Source organism: Psychrobacter sp. R86515 (assembly GCF_042466315.1).
Lineage (GTDB): Bacteria > Pseudomonadota > Gammaproteobacteria > Pseudomonadales > Moraxellaceae > Psychrobacter.
On the sequence record NZ_JAXHCC010000001.1, the window covers coordinates 803,520 to 823,243 of the forward strand.

Here is a 19,724-nt window from a genome sequence, read left to right on the forward strand (position 1 = left end):
ATTCCTAAAAAAGCGCCTAGCACGATGATGACTTGCTGACGCCGTTTCTAATATTACAATTATATCTACCATAACACAATCATAAACACTTTATTACAATGGTGTAACTTTCACGCGGATACTTTTCTTTGTCAATGATGAGTCTAAAGACCGTAGTTACTTAAGCAGGATTCGGTGCGACATGTTGGCGGATTTGTTCAGCAACCAGTTCAGCCTTGTTTTCCAGTACCACTACGTACTGTGATAAATCTTCTAACCCTTCAGTATGTGCTGGACGAGCGATATCTATCTGACCAATAGCCTCAACAATAGTGTCCGCAAACTTAACGGGTAATGCTGTCTCTGCACAAACGATGATTTCGCCATCTAGCTGTAGCTCTTTAGCGACTTTAATTCCGTCTGCGGTATGTGGATCAACCAATTCACCATGCTGCTCATAAAGCGCTTTGATAGTCTGCAAGCGGTCGCTATGAGTAGATTTACCAGCAGCAAAGCCATAACGATTATTAACTGCTTCCATTAGCTCAGATAAATCGAAACCTTGACCAGATTTCACCCCTTCAAATAACTCATGAACGCGTACGCTGTCTTTTTCTAATAGCAAATAAACAAAACGCTCAAAGTTAGATGCTTTTGAAATATCCATCGACGGACTAGAGGTTACGTAGGTTTTTTCAGTCGGACGCGGCTGATAAGCACCTTGGTTAAAAAAGTCATTTAAAACGTCGTTTTCATTGGTTGCGACAATCAGACGCTCAATTGGCAATCCCATTTCGCGAGCGATGTGACCGGCACAGATATTACCGAAGTTACCTGATGGTACGCTAAAGCTGACTTTTTTATCGTTGCTCGTCGTGACCGCAAAGTAAGCTTTAAAGTAATAAACAATCTGCGCTAGGATACGACCCCAGTTGATAGAGTTTACCGTGCCTAAATTATAAGCCGCTTTAAACTCGGCATCTTGCTGTAGCGCTTTAACGATGTCTTGACAATCATCAAACATCCCATCGATAGCAATGTTATGAATATTAGCATCGGTCAAACTATACATCTGCGCACGCTGGAACTCACTCATTTTGCCATGTGGTGACAGCATAAAGACTTCGATATTTTCTTTACCGCGCAATGCATACTCTGCTGCACTACCCGTGTCACCACTGGTCGCACCAATGATCGTAATACGTGCGTCTTTTTTCTTAAGTACATACTCGAACGCATTGCCCAAAAACTGCATGGCAACATCTTTAAATGCCAATGTCGGACCGTTTGATAATCCTAGAATATATAAATTATCTTCGAGCTTGCGGACAGGAACAATCTCGTCGGAACCAAACACATCAGCAGTGTAAGTACGCTCAATGATATCTTGCAAATCCGCCATAGGAATATCAGTGGCAAAACGCTGCATAATCGCCATCGCAAGCTGCGGATAGCTGAGCATACGCCATTCATCAAGGGTTGCACTATCGATATTTGGATAATGCTCAGGCAACATCAAACCACCGTCTGGGGCAAGACCCATCAAAAGCACATCACTAAAATCCATCGGCGCTGTCTGACCACGGGTACTGATATATTTCATTAGATTGTCCTGTCTACAATAATGTTATTCAATAATTAAAACGGTTTATTCAGCAGTTTTTTGTAGCAATGCATAATAAAAACCATCGCCACTCGCGCTATCAATCGGCAAGCACTGACGACCGATTGCTTGTTCGATACCCCAGTTGCAATCTTCAGTAAACTCGATCACTACTGCATCATTATGATGAGTGATAAAGTCCTGCATTTGCTCGACGTTTTCTTGCTTTAAGATGGAACATGTCACGTACAGCAGATAACCGCCAGCTTTGAGTTGTGGCCATAAGTTATGCAAGATATCTGCTTGCACCAGTGCCGTTTGCTCGATGTCTTCTTCAGTACGTAAGATACTGATATCTGGATGACGGCGAATCACGCCAGTCGCAGTACAAGGAGAGTCCAATAATATCGCATCAAATACCGGCTCATTGGTAGCTGCTTTTTTATTTTTTCCATGCTGCCATCTGGTCGCATCTGCACAGACAATATTCAATGCGATACTGTTATCCGCTTGCTGCAAATCATGCTGACTTAAATTTAGGCGCTGTAAGTTCTCACGAATACGCTCGATACGTGGTGCTTCATTATCGATAGCTGTTACTTTGATATCAGTAATCGCAGGTGACGTTTCGGATGATATCTCATTGTTGTCTTGTTTCACGTGAAACAACGATGACTTGTCACTAGCGCTCATGAGCTCTAACCAATGAGCAAGCTTGCCACCAGGTGCCGCACAAGCATCTAAAATGTGTATCTCATTATTCGTATTTTCCGTATCAGATTCTTCAGCACTGAGCTTAGCCATTAATGCTTTATTGATAATCGGTGCAGCTAGCTGGGCGTGCATGTCTTGGACGCTAGCCGTTCCTAAAGCAAAATCAGGCAAAGCGTTAACGGCAGTGCTTTGATGTAGTCTAAGACCTTTGGTTGATATCGTAGCAGCGGTAGACTCTGATGAGCTCGTTACCTTAAAGCCAGTCGTTAGCTTAACGATATCAGCATCAATTTCTGCGCCATCCAATGCATGCTGATAATCTTCTACCGAAGTAACCGCAGAATTCACTCGTAAAAACATCGGGGCTGGTTGGCGCAAGCCTTGTGTCAGCTCATCATACTGTTCGCTCCAATCTTGCTTAAGCTGATAAGCGAGCCAATTCGGTAGACTATGCTTTTTATCGCATTTCTTACGGAATTTGCTTGGATTCTTGGCAACTTTACGCAAAATAGCATTTACCAAACCAGTCGAATGAGCGAACTCAATTTCTTTGGCAGCTTCAACGGTTTCATGAATCGCAGCATGGTCAGCCACTTCTAAGTAAAGCAACTGTACTAAGCCGACTTGAATGGTGGTACGAACTTCAACTTCGTCGATAGGGTTGTCTGCTAAGCTATCGAGCAAACGTGCCAACGCGTGCCACTGGCGCAATGTCGTGAGCAGCAATGCATGAGCAAAGCCTTTGTCACCATCGTGCAGACTATTTAGCAATGGATCAAGGACGCTTGAGAGCGACTGACCATTTTGAATAGCCAGTAAGGTACGAATCACACGCACGCGTACGCTGCCATTCATAATAAGATTGCTTGATGGTTTGAGCTTATTGTTTCTAGGCGCAGTACTGTTTTGTCTCATTAAATTTCATTTCCTTGACGTATGATCGATAGCGTCTTGTGCAAGTAGGTTAGATATAAGTAACGTTATTTTGTTTCTGATGTAAATTGATCGCCATCATTTAATTGGTTGCCATGGCAAACTTGTTCAGCTGTCATTGGCTTACCACCCGCAAACTGCAAGTGAGTAATGGCTAAAGTGGTGGCTGATGATTCAGCGTCACTCTCTTTGCCACAAGCGACTAAAATCGCTTTTCGTCCGACACTGATAACAGTTCCAGCAGGCTCATTGGTTTGCTGCGATGTATTTACAGGTAAGCTAGCCAGTATTTTAACGCGCTGCCCTGCTAGGAAAGTATAAGCACCTGGCCATGGTGTCAGCCCACGAATTTGGCGTTCAATAGCGGCAGCAGGCTGCGACCAGTCAACTTCACCTTCCGTTTTGACCAGCTTTTCAGCATAGTTGGCTTGACTATCGTCTTGAGTGATAGCTTGCGCTTGATAAGTGTGCAAATCCTTTAATACCGTACTAATGGCTGTCGCACCAAGTGCCGCCATCTTATCATGTAGGCTAGCAGCGGTATCATCAGAGGCAATACTTTCGCTGACTTTATAAAGCATATCACCTGTATCAAGACCTTTGTCCATCTGCATAATGGTAATGCCGGTCTCATCATCTCCGGCCAAGAGTGCACGATGGATAGGTGCAGCACCGCGCCAGCGTGGCAACAGTGAAGCGTGAATATTCAAGCAACCATGAGTAGGCGTCTCTAATACACCGATAGGTAGGATCAACCCGTAAGCGGCGACAATCATCACATCTGGTTGATAGGTACGCAGAGTTTGCCTAGCAGCTAGACCTTCTGCACTAGACTTTTTAAAAGTGACTGGCTGCTCGACAGCGATATCATGTGCCAATGCAACTTCTTTTACCGCGGAGGCTGACAACTTTTGACCACGACCTGCTTTACGATCAGGCTGCGTATAAACAGCGACTATCTCTATATTCAGCGCTTCTTGCTGCTTAATTAACGACTCAAGGCTAATAGCAGCAAATTCAGGCGTACCCGCAAATACTACCCTTAATCGGTTAGTAGTTGGGTTATCATAGTCAGTAAGCGAGTTAGATGTATCAAAGGTAGGAGCAGTTGTAGTCATAATCATGCATTATATAAGGTTTATTTGTTCATTATAGGTGAGTTTACGGCGCAGTGCCATGATTGTAATGACCTCACTTCATGATCACCAATGACATTATTTGCCTTTATAATATCAAGGACATCGAACGTTCTATTTATATCTTTTACAAAACAATTTGGTGTTAATAACCACTCTCTGTAAACAGTAAGCCGTTATTCTGCTATAAATAGAAGGTAACACTAAAAATTTTAGACAATTCAACTGTCGTATAATTCACCTACTATATGTAGAAACTTCATTTTTATTTCACTATATTCTTTCGTGTCGAGATAGGGCCACGCTTTCATGCAACAGTTTCAGTCCTTACAGCGCTTATTGATTTTCTATACCTTGTCTCTCACGGTTATGTTACTGCTGTACTATGTCACACTGTTTGATGGGATAAAAAAACATAGTGAGCAACATAGCATAGATACTTTTTATGCCCTACAGCACAGTATTATTGAGCATGCAGCACCTGTAGATAGTGAAATAAAAAAAATCTTAGAACAACCTACTTTTGATCAACTGAGTTATCAGCTGATTTTGATGATGCCTTCTGGGCAGACCTATATTCATCATAATACTCGTCCTAATGAATCTGCTTTTTCTACCGTTGCTTTCCCTACCATCGGTACATCAGCTTCTAGCAGCAGCGACCATAGCTTTTATACTGTCAATAGTAATGAACTAACAGGGATCATTAATCTAAAAAGCGGACATCAGATTTATATCGTATTACGTCATGAGCCTTTTGTTGTTGACTGGATATCTTACCGTTATTGGCTCCCTTTGATGGTCGCCATCATACTATTCTTCATGGCATTGCTCTATATGCTCAATCGTCGTACTAACTGGGAGCAATTACTGGTTTATACCGATAATTTGAGTAGCCGCGCAAAAGAATCTTATACGCCGCCGCCGTTTCTACAAAAGAAATCTACTACAGAGTTCATGCTGTTAGGTCATGCATTAAGTCGTGTCAGCTACCAACTACATAATGACTATCGGCGTATAAAAACATTGACTCATCGTTTAGAACGCTTAGTTGATCAGGCACCCTTACCGATGTTGATGAGTATACGACATGGTCAAATTAGTTTCTATAATCAACGCTTTGAGCAAGTATTTGTCCCTCCTACCCAGAGGGAACAGAGCTATGAGCTGACTGATTTCGTTGAAGGGAAAGATGAGGCCACTCAAATACTCTTAAAAACCATCTCAAGTTTACGCGTTACTCGCACACTGATAGTATATGGCTTGGAGAACAAACAAACCTACCAACTACACATAACACCATGGTTCGGCGAACATGGGCAAGTTCACGGTTTTACTGTGATTTTTAATAATGTCGATGAGATTTTCCATCAATCTGAGCAATTACAGCTGCACAACCAACAACTGCAATTACAAATTGATGAATCAAACGAAGCCCAAGCATCTATAGGTCGTAAGTTAAGGATACCACTAGAGAAGATAATTGATTCGTTGGAACCCATCGACCCTTCAACATTGACGGCTCAAGGCAAAAAGACTCTAAATACATTGATTACAACCAGTCAAAGCATGTTGACTGTGCTCAATGAGACACTAGCCACAGAGGAGATTGAAGTCCGAAAAACACGTCTAAGTATCGAAACGGTTGATATTTATAAGGTAAGCAAAGAGGTTAGCAATTTAGTCACAAAAGAAATAAGACAACAAGGGTTAGAATTGATCTATTTCTTTGCACCGGACTGTCCTCGTTACATCGAAACTGATTACATTCGACTGCACCATATCCTATTAAACCTATTGAAAAACGCTATTAGTTTTACAACATCAGGCTATGTCGCGCTCACTGTTGATCGTGTACCTGAAGATAAAGTAACGCGAATAAGTAATCAGCCTTTAACTCCTAACAATGACACGACAATGCCTGCGCAGACATCTTATTGGATTCGGTTTAGCGTAAAAGACACTGGAGCAACTATTACTCCTGAGAGAAAAAATCAATTAGTCAATATCTTGAATCAAAGCACTCATAACTTAGTTGAAGACAGTAATATTGGCTTGAGTGATGCCAATAGCTTTGCTCAGTTACTCGGCGGTTTCATCGAACTAAGTAATACGGTGGATAAAGAAACAATATTTAGCCTCTACCTTCCTTATCCTCATACCACTTATCAATCGGTATATCATCGTTGTTCGCAGCTGCCCCATATTCACCTTATCGCTATCATCAATCAGCCTCTAGTTGCTGAACATTTACAACGCTTGTGTGAGTACTTAACGATATCCGTGACTATCTACAGCACTTTAGATAGAGCGACTGTACAGCAGCTAAAAAATAAATTAAGGCAAGATGAGCAAACCGTCATTCCTGTCTTGTTATTAGATTATGAATACAGTGAATCCATCACTTTATCAACTCATGCGAGCAACAAGTATAGCGAGCAGCAAGAAGCATTAAATGACCTAGTCACTACGCCTTCACTACCGAAGATATTACTTAGCATGAAACTTGAAAGGCATATCCCTTCTACTTTACTAGGCCAATACGATGGATTTTTGACTAAACCCTTGGACGCAAGTTTATTACTTTCTGAACTGCTACGCTTAACCTTGTTTGCAAGGAAAACGCTAAACATACTGGTCAAACATCAATATGACAGCAGTCTATCTTTTGTAGAAGATATACCTAAGAAAGAAACCTTGTCTCCATTGATTTTGGTCGTAGAAGACAGTCCTACTAACCAAAAGATAGCCTGTAAGATGTTAAGTAAGCTTGGTTATCGTAGTATTGTCGCAGAAGATGGACAGCAAGCACTCGAGAAACTCAAAAGCCAACGTGAAGAGATTTCTTTGATTTTGATGGACTGCCGAATGCCCATTATGGATGGCTTACAAGCCACACAAGTGATTCGTTCACAAGGTGATAAAATACCGATTGTGGCGCTAACTGCAAATAATACAGAAGAAGATCGCGAGGCTTGTATGCAAGTTGGTATGGACGAGTTTTTATCCAAACCCATTAGCAAAAAAGACTTAGAATCTGTTTTGCAGAGTTTTATACAATAAATCTCTAGTTCAAATAAAAAATACCCTATCGATATCACTTAATCAAAATAATATCGATAGGGTCAAAAACTTGGTGCGAGGATGATATTTCGGTAAGCTTAGTTGTTATTTCATAAACCCATTATCGGCCAAAAATACTTCTGTGATTTGGCTTTGCTGGCTTGATGCGTTCATACCGCCAGATTGAGATTTATTTAGTAGACGTTCTAGATAACGGGCAACGATATCTACTTCAATATTCACTTTGTTGCCTACTAACCAATGCTTAGCAATATTCGTCACTTGAGCAGTATGCGGAATGATATTTAGAGAGACAATATTGTCACGTACTAAATTGGTCGTTAGGCTAATACCATCTACTGTGATAGAGCCTTTGGTCGCTGTATAGTGCGCTAGCTCTTGCGGTATCTCAATCTCTATATAAATAGAACGAGCATCTTGTTGTAATTTGCTAACGACCCCTACTCCATCTACATGGCCAGCGACGATATGACCACCAAAACGAGTCGTCGGTAGCATGGCCTTTTCTAGATTGACTGTATGACCTGCTTTTAACCCTTCTAATGCTGTTCTAGCAATAGTTTCACGTGAGACATCAACAGAGTAGTAATTACTTCCGAGCTCCACCACGGTTAAACAAATACCATTTGATGCAATAGAATCGCCTAGCTTCACGTCACTGAAATCTAAGTCATCAGACTCTACTGTCAAACGTATATCACCGCCTGTAGCCTGCATAGATTTAACTTTTCCAACGCTTTCTATAATTCCAGTAAACATATTATCCTCATCTCATTACAGTATTGCCGTTATAGGCGATATGTTTTAGTTTATCAAATCATCAACCAATTCTTTATCACAACTTGTTCAAATAACTGACAGTGAAACATCGTTAGGCTTGACCTTTAATAGGATAGATTGTGGATAAGTAAGGATAAATCAATAGAGGTATAGCTAGAAGTCGCTATACATACATAGTTATCCACAACAAATGAAAATTTCACATGAAACCTATTTATTTATAAATAAAATGTTAAAGTATTGATTTATATAGATATTTATTAAAATAATCGAAATAGAAACATCTTTTGTGTTTCATGTGAAACAAAGTTATACACAGTTCCATGTGAAACACGTAAATTAATAATTGATTTATCCATATTCCAAGCTTTTTTTTATAATTTGTGGAAAACCTACTTATACGGAGAATATTTATAAAGGTAATAAGGTTAACTTGAGATCTGAGCCAAGCTGCTGATGGCTTTCTATATCAAATCGTAACTGCTGAGCAAGGAACATAGGATTGAAATCAACCATTGGACGAGCGTTATCACCAAGTAAGCAAGGTGCTTGATATACGATTAACTCATCTACCAACCGTTGACTCAAAAAGCTACCTGCAACACTAGCACCTGCTTCTACTAGCACGTCATAGCATTGATGCTTACTGACTAACTTTGCTAACAACGCTGGTAAATCATCTTTATGCCAATAGATAGTATCTGGATGCCGGCACAGCTGATAATCAGACTGTAGGCTGTGCTTTAAACGCTGACGCCTATCAAGTATGACTATTTTGGGATTAGGTATTTTCTCAGGTGGTACGTCCAGTTGTCTTGAGCGCACATTGAGCTGCGGGTTATCAGTTATTACGGTTTCACTGCCTGTGATAATCGCGCCACTTTGTGCTCGTAATTTTTGTACGTCTTCGCGGGCAGCTGTCGAGGTAATCCACTTTGATTCACCAGATGCCATCGCTGTACGACCGTCTAGACTGGTCGCTATTTTCAATCGTATGTATGGCATTTTAGTGCGCATGGCTTTTAGAAAACCACGGTTTAGTGCCTCTGCCTGCTCTGTCAGGACACCGACTGTTACCTCAATGCCAGCTTGTTCTAATAGTTTCACACCGCGACCTGCGACCTGCGGATTTGGATCCAGACCTGCAATCACAACGCGCTTTACCTTAGCAGCAACTAGCGCCAACGCACATGGCGGCGTACGTCCTGTATGACTACAGGGCTCTAATGTTACGTAAGCAGTTGCTCCTGCTGCTCGTATACCCGCTTCTTTCAACGCAAACACTTCTGCATGTGGCTCACCAGCTTTCGGATGAAACCCTTGACCAACAATCTGCTCTGTCTGAACAATAACGCAGCCTACTGCAGGATTCGGTCTAGTAGTATACAAACCACGCTTCGCTTGTTCGATAGCAAGCATCATAAAGTAGCGGTCTTGAGCATTTTGAGTATGGCTTTGAATAGACATAAGGCTAGGCTTAATAAATAGTTGAGAATTCTATATAAGAAAATAAGCGTTGAAAGCTGATTGGTAATTAGGATTCAATTATCAACTAGGGCTTACTTAAAAGCTTGCTTCGCTTATTTTTCATTTGGACGAATATTGGCAATTTCCTGATGAAATGCATCGATATCTTGAAAGTCGCGATACACGCTAGCAAAGCGTACATAGGCGACATCATCCAAAGTTTTGAGTTCACTCATGATGATTTCACCCAAGACTTTACTACTGATTTCTCGCTCACCCATCTGCCTAACACGCTTTTCAATACGACTAATCATCGCCTCTTGCTCATCGATAGTGATGGGACGCTTTTGTAAAGGTAGTAAAATAGAACGGCGCAGCTTTTCATTGTCATAAGGTTCAATCTTGTTGCTTGATTTGATAATTCTTGGCATGACTACTTCTACCATCTCAAAAGTCGTGAAACGTTCTTGGCAGCTGTTACACGAACGGCGTCGACGCACTTGTGCACCTTCCGCAGCAAGACGTGAGTCAATAACCTTGGTCTCTGACGCATTACAGTACGGACAGTGCATAGCATTTCCTTATTTGACGATTGAGAATAAGAGCAGTGTTTTCAAGATAGCTAATTCATTAATAATGAAGAACACCGTTTACTAGTTATTTACCAATACAAAAGCTGCCAAATATCCTACCTAATAAGTCATCGGCGCTAAACTCACCTGTGATTTCACCCAAACTCTGCTGTGCTTGACGTAAGCTATCAGCAACCAACTCACCCGCTTCAAATACGGTTAATTGTTCATGAGCTTCTTCCAAGAAACTAGCAGTTCGTCTAAGGGCATCTAAATGTCTGGTACGAGCGATTAAGCTATTCTCTGGTGGATGAAAGCCTACTTTCTCACATAGTGCTTCAACCAAATTATCGATACCAATACCTGTTTCACATGAAACATTAACTTGCTGATAACCTCTATTTTTGATTTCAGCTTGGGTCTTAGCAGCACTTTCTTCTCTATCATTATCACTCAATAAGTCGCTTTTATTAGCAATGATTAGTAAGCGTTTAGCTTCTGGTAACTCACCAAATAACTGTTCAGCAAGCTGTAACGGTGTGCTCTCTTCTTCAACATCGCGAGTCACATCGTAGACCATCAGTAGCATATCAGCTTGCGTGATGGCAGTACGGGCACGCTCAATTCCGATACGCTCCACAGTGTCTTCTGTCTCGCGTAGGCCTGCCGTATCAGTCAGATGTAGCGTCAAACCATTGAGTACGACTGTCTCTTGCAACGTATCACGTGTAGTACCCGCGACATCAGTCACGATAGCACGCTCTTGTCCTGCAAGGCGGTTAAGTAAGCTAGATTTACCTGCGTTTGGCCTACCTGCTAGCACGACATGGATACCGTCGCGCAAAAGCTGACCTTGCTTTGCCGTTGCTAGAACTTGTTGTATCTTATCTTGCGCCTGCTCAAGCTTGCTTTGTATGACTCCATCAGACAAAAAGTCCACGTCCTCTTCATCAGGGAAATCAATCGCAGCTTCAACATGTAAACGAAGGTGAATTAGTTGTTCTAATAGTTGGTTAATTTTCTGTGAAAACTCACCACTTAAAGAACGAATTGCACTACTGGCCGCGGCAGCACTGGTCGCATCAATCGCATCAGCGATCGCTTCTGCCTGCACCAAGTCCAACTTATCATTATCAAAAGCACGGTAAGAGAACTCTCCTGCACTTGCTTGCTTGGCACCTAGCTCAAAAACTCGTGCAAGCAACTGGTTTTGCAAAATAACACCACCATGCCCTTGCAGCTCAATCACATCCTCACCTGTGAATGAATGTGGGCCCTTGAAGAATAAGACCAATCCCTCATCGATGACAGTGCCGTCAGCTTGATAAAAACGACAAAAGCTGGCCATCCGCGGCGTAAAAGTAGACTTACCTGTTAGAGCGCATGCTATGTCGTAAGCACGACTACCTGACAGACGTATGACACCCACACCTCCTCGCCCAAGCGGCGTTGCAATCGCAGCAATTGTAGCCAATCCAGATGTATTAGACTTTTCAGAAGAATTAGGTACGGCTAATGCTGTCTCTAAGGAATCCACAATGACTCTCAATGTTTAAAAGCTCCATTATAGACGTCTGGACTCATACTGACAAAGCAAACTTTGAAAGGTAGCCGCAGCAGATATATTTTCGTTTCAATATTTATAAGCTGTGGATGATGTTGATAAGCTGTGGATAACATTTACTACTTATCCACCACCTATAAAAAAACCACCGCTTGCGCGATGGTTTTTGGTGTTTCTGATAAAGAACTAATTAATCGACCACTTTTACCGTACGACGCTTTTGCTCTTCATCGACTTTTTTATTGACAATATATTGCTGAGTCATACTAAACAAGTTATTGACTGTCCAATATAAAACCAAACCTGCTGGGAAGAACAGCATGAATGCAGTAAAGATAATCGGCAAGAACTTCATGACTTTTGCTTGCATCGGATCTGCTGGCTGCGGATTCAACTGCTGCTGCACAAACATCGACGCACCCATTAGCAACGGCAAGATAAACCATGGGTCCATCGCTGATAGATCTTGAATCCACAAAATCCATGGTGCATGACGCAGCTCAACACTCTCTACCAACACCCAATATAAAGCTAAGAAAATAGGCATCTGCATCAAGATCGGTAGACAACCCGCCATCGGATTGACTTTTTCTTCTTTGTATATCGCCATCATCTCTTGCGACATTTTCATACGATCATCGCCATGCTCTTCTTTAAGCACTTTGAGTCTCGGCGCAATGGCACGCATTTTAGCCATCGAGTAATAGCTCTTATTAGAGAACCACATTAAGGCAATTTTTACTAAGATAGTCAGTAAAATAATTGACCAACCCCAGTTACCAACAACCTTATGCACACCTTCCAAGATAGCAAACAAGACCTTTGATATTGGCCATAGCAGACCATAATCAACTGTTTTATTAAGGCCTACCGCAACGTCTTTTAGCTCAGACTGAACTTTTGGACCTGCATATAGTGTTGCATTTAAAGTAACTTGTTTGTTTGGTGCTACGTTCACCGGTTGGCTATTGAAGCCGATAAAGTAATCACTACCTGTTTCACGAGTAAAGAATTTACCAGTGAAGTTTTCAGGCGTCCAAGCAGATACAAAGTAATGCTGTACGATACCAACCCAGCCTTTATCGCTAGTCGTCGTCAACTCACCATCACTAAAGTCGCCAAATTTCAGCTTGTTATAAGGATCATCCGGGGTACCCCAAGCGCCGCCTAGATAAGTCGCCATGCTTAGCGCGCCTTTATCAGACATACCAGGATCTTTACTATCATCACGCTTTAATTGCGCAAACATCTGACCTTGCCAAGCATTGGTAGACGCGTTTTGGATCTGATAGCTAATATCGATTGGATATTTATTTTCAGTGAAAGTGAAAGTCTTGGTAATCGTCACGCCGTCTTTTTTATAAGTAAGCGGCACTGACAACGTTTGCTGTCCATCTTCCATCACATAATTGTTAGCAGTATGGTTATAAGTTGCTCTACCTTCTGCTGTATCAATACCGTTCTGACCAATAAGTCCAGATTGAGCCACATACACACGGTTACTATTGTTTTCTAACAATACGAAAGGCTTATCGCTATCGAGCGTTGCGTCATACTGCTTGAGTGCAGCATAAACAATATCACCGCCTTCTGGATTGATTTTTATATCATAGCGATCAGTTGTTACCGTGATTAGACCAGCGTTTTTCGCAGGAGTCGCTGTCACAGCACCATTATCCACAGGTAATGTCTGTACCGGGATATCACCTGCTGCACCAGTAGTAGAAGGAATGTCAGCACCTACCGAACTTGTAGTTTCTGGCACCGCATCTACAGCTGGAGCATCGGCATAATCATCTCGCCATGCCAAAATCAGCAGATAAGCGGTAATTAGCATCGCAATGATGATCATCACCCGAAATATCTTTTGCATAAACCTTTCCTAGATTAAAAAATTAGGGAATGAAAAATTAGGGCATGTGTCATGACTGTACTACACAGCTGCCCTGTCACATTGCAACTGAATCAGTAGTCATTTACATAAAATGTGCATCATTTTACTAAAAATCTGTCTCAAATGATACAAAGAGTGTGGATAACTTGTGGGTAACTCAACAGAGTATCTATCTGAGACTATAGAAAGTGACTTTATGTTAATTTCATCAAATAATTAAGCTGTGAAACATAACTAGTATTGTCTCGATAGACACCCAAACCCTGATTGTCAGTATTTGGTATATCAGTAAAAGATATGTATTGATATCTATAAGAAGCTAAGGGTAAGGGTACAAAGTCTATACCGTGCCCACCTAAAGGGTGACACCTACTAAGACGTTTTAACAACAACCAACCACCCTTACGAGCGCCATGCCATGTCAAAGCTTGTTTGCCATAATTTGAGCATGTCGGATAATAGCGACAACGAGCAGGTATTGTAGGACTAACTATTTTTTGATAAAAAACAATTAAATTAAAAAATATTTTATAGAAAATTTTATTTATATTTTTTATTTTTAATAAAATATTCATTTTATTTTTTTTCTATTTTTTTAAATATATTAATTATTTGATTTTTTATTTCTTTATTATCTATATCTTTAATAGATTTTTTGACAATAAAAACAATATCTTTATTTTCCATTTTAAAAGCTTTGGTACGGAACTCTTCACGCACGTACCTTTTGATTAGATTACGAGCGACAGCAGTAGGTACTTTACGCTTGGTAATAGCCATACCGACTCGCGGCTGTACATGCTCGTTGGCACGTACAAAAGCCATTAAATGACTCTGATGAATCTTACGCTCAGGTGTGTCAAATACCTCACGAAAGGCTGCAGGGGTAAGCAGGCGTTGCTGTTTAGTGAAACTAGCTGCAGGTGTATCTGATAGAGTATTGGACATAGTACGACCTAGTAGAATAACGATAGGAAAGATAATAACAAATTATAGAGACAAAAAAAGCGCCTATGTGGGCGCTTTTAATATATGGCTAAGTGTTAGTTGTGATGATTGACTATCGCAATCTATAAACAATAAGAACACAACAAGCACTATTAGCCATGCTTATCGCAATCTACTGATTATACAGTAAGGCGATGACGTCCTTTAGCACGGCGACGAGCTAAGACCTGACGGCCTTTTTTAGTTGCCATACGAGCACGGAAACCGTGAGTACGTTTACGCTTGATCACGCTTGGTTGGAATGTACGTTTCATAACTCACCTATCAAAATAATGGACTAAATTCGTAATAACGGAGGATTATACCATTCAGTATAGTTTTGGTCAATAAACTAATTTGCTTTGTCCCTAAATAGGAGCTACCTCATACGAATCTAGTAAAGATATTTCCTTAAAACCTATTTCTAGTTAACCAAATTTTATAGTTATATATTCTATAATTTATAAAGTTATCCACAGGTTGGTTCAAACACTATAATAATAATTAATTAATATAAATATAATATTGTTATTATTGGGACCATGATTATCTGTGGTTAAGTCTGTTTTCCCTTTTATTATCAATTTACTAGGCTATGGGTAAGCCTGTGGATAAACTGTGGGTTAAATATGGATAACTAACTTATGAAAGTTATGCACAAAACTATCCACAGTCTTATCCACAAAAAACAAGGTTTTATCCACAGGGTATCTGTGTTAAATTAGGCGCTACTTGATATGCACCTTCGTATAGGATATCAGTACGAACTCTTTGGTTAGTTGTTACGTGTAATATCGAGGCTTAGGTAGCAATTTATATTGCTAAAAAATAACTATTATTTCAGATTACAAGGTCAGTACTTTTCATGATAGACACAGCAAATATTTGGGATAAATGTCTAAACGATTTGCGTTATAACGTCAAAGACAACGTGTTTACTATGTGGCTGAGACCTCTGTCAGCTCATCAAGAAGCACAAACTTTGATTATTCTTGCTCCCAATGATTATTTTGTGACGTATATCAAGAAGAATCATCTTCAAGATATTCAGCAGTTGGTGACCAAACACAGTCAAGGTAGTATTGAAGAGGTCGTCGTACGTGTTGATAATGCTGGCCGCAATGCAGAAGATAACAGTCAATCAGGTTCTTTGTTTGTAGAAGATGAGGTCTCCCCTACCCCATCCGAACATAAATTTGAATCTATTCATCATAACAATGCAAAAGCAGATATCGACGCGAACATGCGTCATAATGAACCAGTTGAGTCTGCTGATACAAAGTCATTAAGCTATCTGAACCCCGAATTTACTTTTGAAACCTTTGTGACAGGTAAATCCAATAATCTGGCTTACAAGGCTTGTTATGAGCTTGGTAAGCGCCAATCAAAAAATCGTCACAATCCTTTATTTATATACGGCCATTCTGGATTGGGAAAAACGCATTTAATGCATTCTGTAGCTCATCGTTATTTAAAAAATAATCAAAGTTTTTATTATTTCACTTCTGAGAAATTTATAAATCAATTAGTTTATTCATTAAGAAATAATAAAATAGAAGATTTCAAAAAGAAAATAAAAAAAGTAGATTTATTGATTGTAGATGATATTCATGTATTGGCAGGAAAGACTAAAAGTAGTAATGAGTTTCTAACATTATTTGCAGATTTTACTAGTGGAGACAAACAACTTATTTTAGCCTCTGATCGACATCCCTCTCAAATGACAGAATTTGATGAACGATTTAGATCGCGGTTTTCTTGGGGTTTGACAGTCGCCGTTGATCCTCCTGAAATTGATACTCGAGTGCAAATTCTGCAGAAAAAAGCAGCCTCCTACGGTATGGTATTGCCAAAGGAATGTGCACTATTCATTGCACAAAATGTGGTGTCTAATGTCAGACGTTTAGAAGGTGCCTTAAATCAAGTGTTTGCCAATGCTAACTTAACAGGGGCACAGATTACTCTTGAGATGGTGCAATACGCACTAAAAGACATCGTTGCGATGCGTGTGCAGGCAGTAAATATGGATAACATTCGTAAGATAGTTGCTGAATACTATGATGTCACGGTCAAAGATATCATGGGACGTAAACGTACGCGTAGTATTGCAAGACCACGTCAAATAGCGATGGCTTTATCGCGTGAATTAACAGGCGATAGCTTCCCTGAAATTGGTCAGTCGTTCGGTGGACGTGACCATACGACGGTGATGCACGCTTGCGATAAAGTAAATGAGTTAAGAGCAGCCGATCCTGCATTTGATAAGGATTATAAAACCCTAGCTCTAATGTTACAGGCAGGATAAAAGCGCCAGATATCATTGTGTTTTAGTAGATACAGATGGTTTATAATATCGAAAATACAAGTGCACAGATGCTCTGTAGATTATCGTCAGCAGACAAGGTATTATTGAGTCATTACGACAAATTTTTATAAAAGAATCATTCAAATAAGAGTAACTAAGCATGCAATTATCGATCAATCGAGAATCGTTACTGAAAGCTATCAACTTGATCGCCAAAGCCGCTGATAAACGCCACAATATGGTTATATTGGGTAATATCAAGCTACAGCTATCAGATTCTGAGCTTATCTTAACAGCGTCAGATTTAGAGGTAGAGCTGACATCGATATTGAAATTGCCTGCGGGTGCTTGTGTAGAAGCAGGTACAACGACGCTTCCTGCAACCAAGCTAAAAGATATTTGTAAATCGCTACCTGCACAGGCGCAAGTTAATCTAGCAACTCAAGCAAATGAGCGTTGCTTGTTAACTAGTGGTAAAAGCCGTTTTACATTAGGAACATTGCCAAGCGAAGACTATCCGAGCTTGGGTAACCCTGAAAATATCACCCCTCTGACTATTAGCCGTAATCGTCTGACAGATTTGATTCACAAAACGCAGTTTGCGATGGCAATTCAAGATGTACGCTATTACTTAACAGGTATGTTGTTTGACGTTTCACAGCAGCAACTGACAACGGTAGCAACAGATGGCCATAGATTGGCATTAGCCCGTAGTGTTATCAATGTAAGTGCAGATCTCAATATGCAAGCTATCTTGCCACGTAAGGCAGTGATCGAACTTGAGCGTTTAGCTTCTGAGCTTGGTAAAATGTTGGGTGATCAGGATAACGTAGTTACTCTGAGCTTCGGTCGAGAGTTTCTACAAGTAAGCTTACCATTTGGTGATGTCGATAGTGCAGGGCAAGTTAGCCAAGATCTAATGGTGACATTTACCGCGCGTTTGATTGATGGTAAGTTCCCTGATTATCGCCGTGTGATGCCGAGCAATACTGACAAGCTGGCTTTATTCAGTCAAGAAAAAATGACAGACGTACTACGTCGTGTTGCCATCTTGAGTAATGAAAAATCTCGTGGTGTGGTCTTTAATTTTGCTAGCGATGGTATGGTCGAAGTACGTGCCAACAATGCTGAGCAGGATGAAGCAGTAGAGATGATACAAGCTAAGTATCAAGGTGAGCCGATGGAGCTGTCGTTTAACGCTGCTTATCTGCAAGATGTATTAGGTGTCATCCAAGGCGATTTACAAATGCATATGAGCCAATCGAATGCCTCTGTATTGGTCAATCAACTAAATGATGAGTTCCATCAGTATGTCATTATGCCAATGCGTATATAGTGAGTTTTTCTTTGGAAATAAATAAAATCGAATAGAAATAGTACGTTTCAAAGAGTTTGGTTTCCAATACTGAATATTTATTTTTAATAAACTTTTGCCTGATGAAATAGCAGGCTTTAATGGGCGGCTATCGATACTATGATTGAACGTCTACAAATATCCCATCTTAGAAACCTTACTCAAATTAGCTTAGAGCCTGCTGCTTGCAACGTTATTATCGGTGCAAATGGCAGCGGTAAAACCTCGTTGCTAGAAGCTATATTCTTATTATCAAGAGGTAAGAGCTTTCGTCATCACCAGCCTAAACGTTATATCCAGCATCATCAAAATAACACGACTGTTCATGCTAAGCTCAATGATAGTCGTACTTTAGCGATTCAAAAGCAAGCCGATGCTACGACTATCCTACGTCTCAATCAAACCACTGTTTACAACCAAAGTATCTTAACAGAGCAGTTACCCACGTTACTGATAGATCCATCGACAATGGATATGTTGGAGCAGGGAAGTGCGAGCCGTCGACAGCTGCTAGATTGGTTAGTGTTTCACATGAAACAAGGGTTCCATCCACAATGGATGGCTTATCAACGTCTCCTAAAACAGCGCAATAGTTTACTAAAAATTACTCGTCATTTAACCCAAGTACAGCTTGCTGAGCTGAAATCATGGGATAAAGGACTGAGCAATCATGCTGCTTTGATTCATCATTATCGCGAGCAAGTATTTACTGAATGGCAGCCTTATTTTGCCAAGAGCATCATACAGCTATTGCCATCTTATGCTGAGCAACTGAGCCTAAGCTATAACGCTGGTTACGACACCAGTGTCGCACTAGATGTGCAGCTTAATGAGCGGTTAGAGCAGGATTTGCAATTGGGATATACCCGTATAGGCAATCATCGTGCTGATATTCATGTACATTGGCGTTCTGATGAGTCTATAAGCGACCAAACGACAGATCACAGAACAGCAGCTTCAGCACATAGTATTCAAACCAAATTACCGACTTTGAAAGAGCAGGCAGCAAATGTATTGTCTCGCGGTGAAAAGAAACTGCTCATCACGGCACTGCGCCTATCGCAACTGCCACTGTTGCTAAACGATGAAGAGCGCAGTAGCTCACTCAATGATGATTTATCATCGAGAGCGACACCTATTGTGCTCTTAGATGATATCACTGCAGAACTAGATGATAGAGCTATAGAAATACTACTATCGACCCTTGCTAAACTCCCTTGCCAAGTATTCATGACCAGTCTGACAGATGATATTTTACCTTTAGTTAATGAACTTTGGCCACAACCAAATGTGTTTCACGTGAAACAAGGTGAGATTCTGCTTACTAACTAATATTTCATTCTTCTGCTTAT

15 protein-coding genes are annotated in these 19,724 nt (G+C 40.6%); 4 read left to right on the plus strand and 11 right to left on the minus strand.

What is annotated here, in order from left to right; genetic code table 11:
* Window positions 1-160 precede the first annotated feature (160 nt).
* The 3 genes from thrC to fmt all read right to left on the minus strand — a co-directional run bounded on the left by thrC (window position 161) and on the right by fmt (window position 4,347).
* Window positions 161-1,582, minus strand: coding sequence for a threonine synthase (gene thrC / locus SJY28_RS03385; protein WP_379543426.1), 1,422 nt, complete (start codon window positions 1,580-1,582; stop codon window positions 161-163).
* A gap of 45 nt (window positions 1,583-1,627) precedes the next feature.
* Window positions 1,628-3,211, minus strand: coding sequence for a transcription antitermination factor NusB (locus SJY28_RS03390; RefSeq protein WP_379543427.1), 1,584 nt, complete (start codon window positions 3,209-3,211; stop codon window positions 1,628-1,630).
* 65 nt (window positions 3,212-3,276) lie between these two features.
* Window positions 3,277-4,347: a methionyl-tRNA formyltransferase gene (gene fmt, locus SJY28_RS03395; protein WP_379543428.1), complete on the minus strand. Its 1,071-nt coding sequence runs from the start codon at window positions 4,345-4,347 to the stop codon at window positions 3,277-3,279.
* A gap of 327 nt (window positions 4,348-4,674) precedes the next feature.
* On the opposite strand from fmt, the gene SJY28_RS03400 reads away from it, so the two are divergent.
* On the plus strand, window positions 4,675-7,428 hold the full coding sequence (locus SJY28_RS03400) for a response regulator (RefSeq protein ID WP_379543429.1): 2,754 nt from the start codon (window positions 4,675-4,677) through the stop codon (window positions 7,426-7,428).
* 105 nt (window positions 7,429-7,533) lie between these two features.
* Here SJY28_RS03400 and SJY28_RS03405 read toward each other — a convergent pair whose 3' ends face one another.
* The 8 genes from SJY28_RS03405 to rpmH form a co-directional block, all read right to left on the minus strand.
* Window positions 7,534-8,208 carry a riboflavin synthase gene (locus tag SJY28_RS03405; protein ID WP_379543430.1) on the minus strand — a complete coding sequence of 225 codons (675 nt, stop codon included), beginning with the start codon at window positions 8,206-8,208 and terminating at the stop codon, window positions 7,534-7,536.
* Window positions 8,209-8,640: 432 nt separating this feature from the next.
* On the minus strand, window positions 8,641-9,696 hold the full coding sequence (gene ribD / locus SJY28_RS03410) for a bifunctional diaminohydroxyphosphoribosylaminopyrimidine deaminase/5-amino-6-(5-phosphoribosylamino)uracil reductase RibD (protein ID WP_379543431.1): 1,056 nt from the start codon (window positions 9,694-9,696) through the stop codon (window positions 8,641-8,643).
* Between the two features lie 113 nt (window positions 9,697-9,809).
* A complete protein-coding gene (gene nrdR / locus SJY28_RS03415) occupies window positions 9,810-10,268 on the minus strand; it encodes a transcriptional regulator NrdR (RefSeq protein WP_057762240.1) in 459 nt (152 codons plus the stop codon).
* Window positions 10,269-10,353: 85 nt separating this feature from the next.
* Window positions 10,354-11,742, minus strand: coding sequence for a tRNA uridine-5-carboxymethylaminomethyl(34) synthesis GTPase MnmE (mnmE, locus tag SJY28_RS03420; protein ID WP_379544911.1), 1,389 nt, complete (start codon window positions 11,740-11,742; stop codon window positions 10,354-10,356).
* A gap of 280 nt (window positions 11,743-12,022) precedes the next feature.
* On the minus strand, window positions 12,023-13,705 hold the full coding sequence (gene yidC / locus SJY28_RS03425) for a membrane protein insertase YidC (protein WP_379543432.1): 1,683 nt from the start codon (window positions 13,703-13,705) through the stop codon (window positions 12,023-12,025).
* Between the two features lie 215 nt (window positions 13,706-13,920).
* Window positions 13,921-14,301: a membrane protein insertion efficiency factor YidD gene (gene yidD / locus SJY28_RS03430; RefSeq protein ID WP_379543434.1), complete on the minus strand. Its 381-nt coding sequence runs from the start codon at window positions 14,299-14,301 to the stop codon at window positions 13,921-13,923.
* Window position 14,302: 1 nt separating this feature from the next.
* On the minus strand, window positions 14,303-14,674 hold the full coding sequence (rnpA, locus tag SJY28_RS03435) for a ribonuclease P protein component (RefSeq protein WP_379543435.1): 372 nt from the start codon (window positions 14,672-14,674) through the stop codon (window positions 14,303-14,305).
* A gap of 179 nt (window positions 14,675-14,853) precedes the next feature.
* Complete coding sequence (rpmH, locus tag SJY28_RS03440; RefSeq protein ID WP_007394757.1) at window positions 14,854-14,988, minus strand: 50S ribosomal protein L34; 135 nt, start codon at window positions 14,986-14,988, stop codon at window positions 14,854-14,856.
* Window positions 14,989-15,578: 590 nt separating this feature from the next.
* Here rpmH and dnaA point away from each other — a divergent pair.
* From dnaA to recF, 3 genes are all read left to right on the plus strand, one after another.
* Window positions 15,579-17,018 carry a chromosomal replication initiator protein DnaA gene (gene dnaA / locus SJY28_RS03445; protein WP_379543436.1) on the plus strand — a complete coding sequence of 480 codons (1,440 nt, stop codon included), beginning with the start codon at window positions 15,579-15,581 and terminating at the stop codon, window positions 17,016-17,018.
* A gap of 160 nt (window positions 17,019-17,178) precedes the next feature.
* A complete protein-coding gene (dnaN, locus tag SJY28_RS03450; RefSeq protein WP_379543437.1) occupies window positions 17,179-18,354 on the plus strand; it encodes a DNA polymerase III subunit beta in 1,176 nt (391 codons plus the stop codon).
* Window positions 18,355-18,492: 138 nt separating this feature from the next.
* Complete coding sequence (recF, locus tag SJY28_RS03455; protein WP_379543438.1) at window positions 18,493-19,704, plus strand: DNA replication/repair protein RecF; 1,212 nt, start codon at window positions 18,493-18,495, stop codon at window positions 19,702-19,704.
* The last annotated feature ends 20 nt before the right edge of the window (window positions 19,705-19,724 follow it).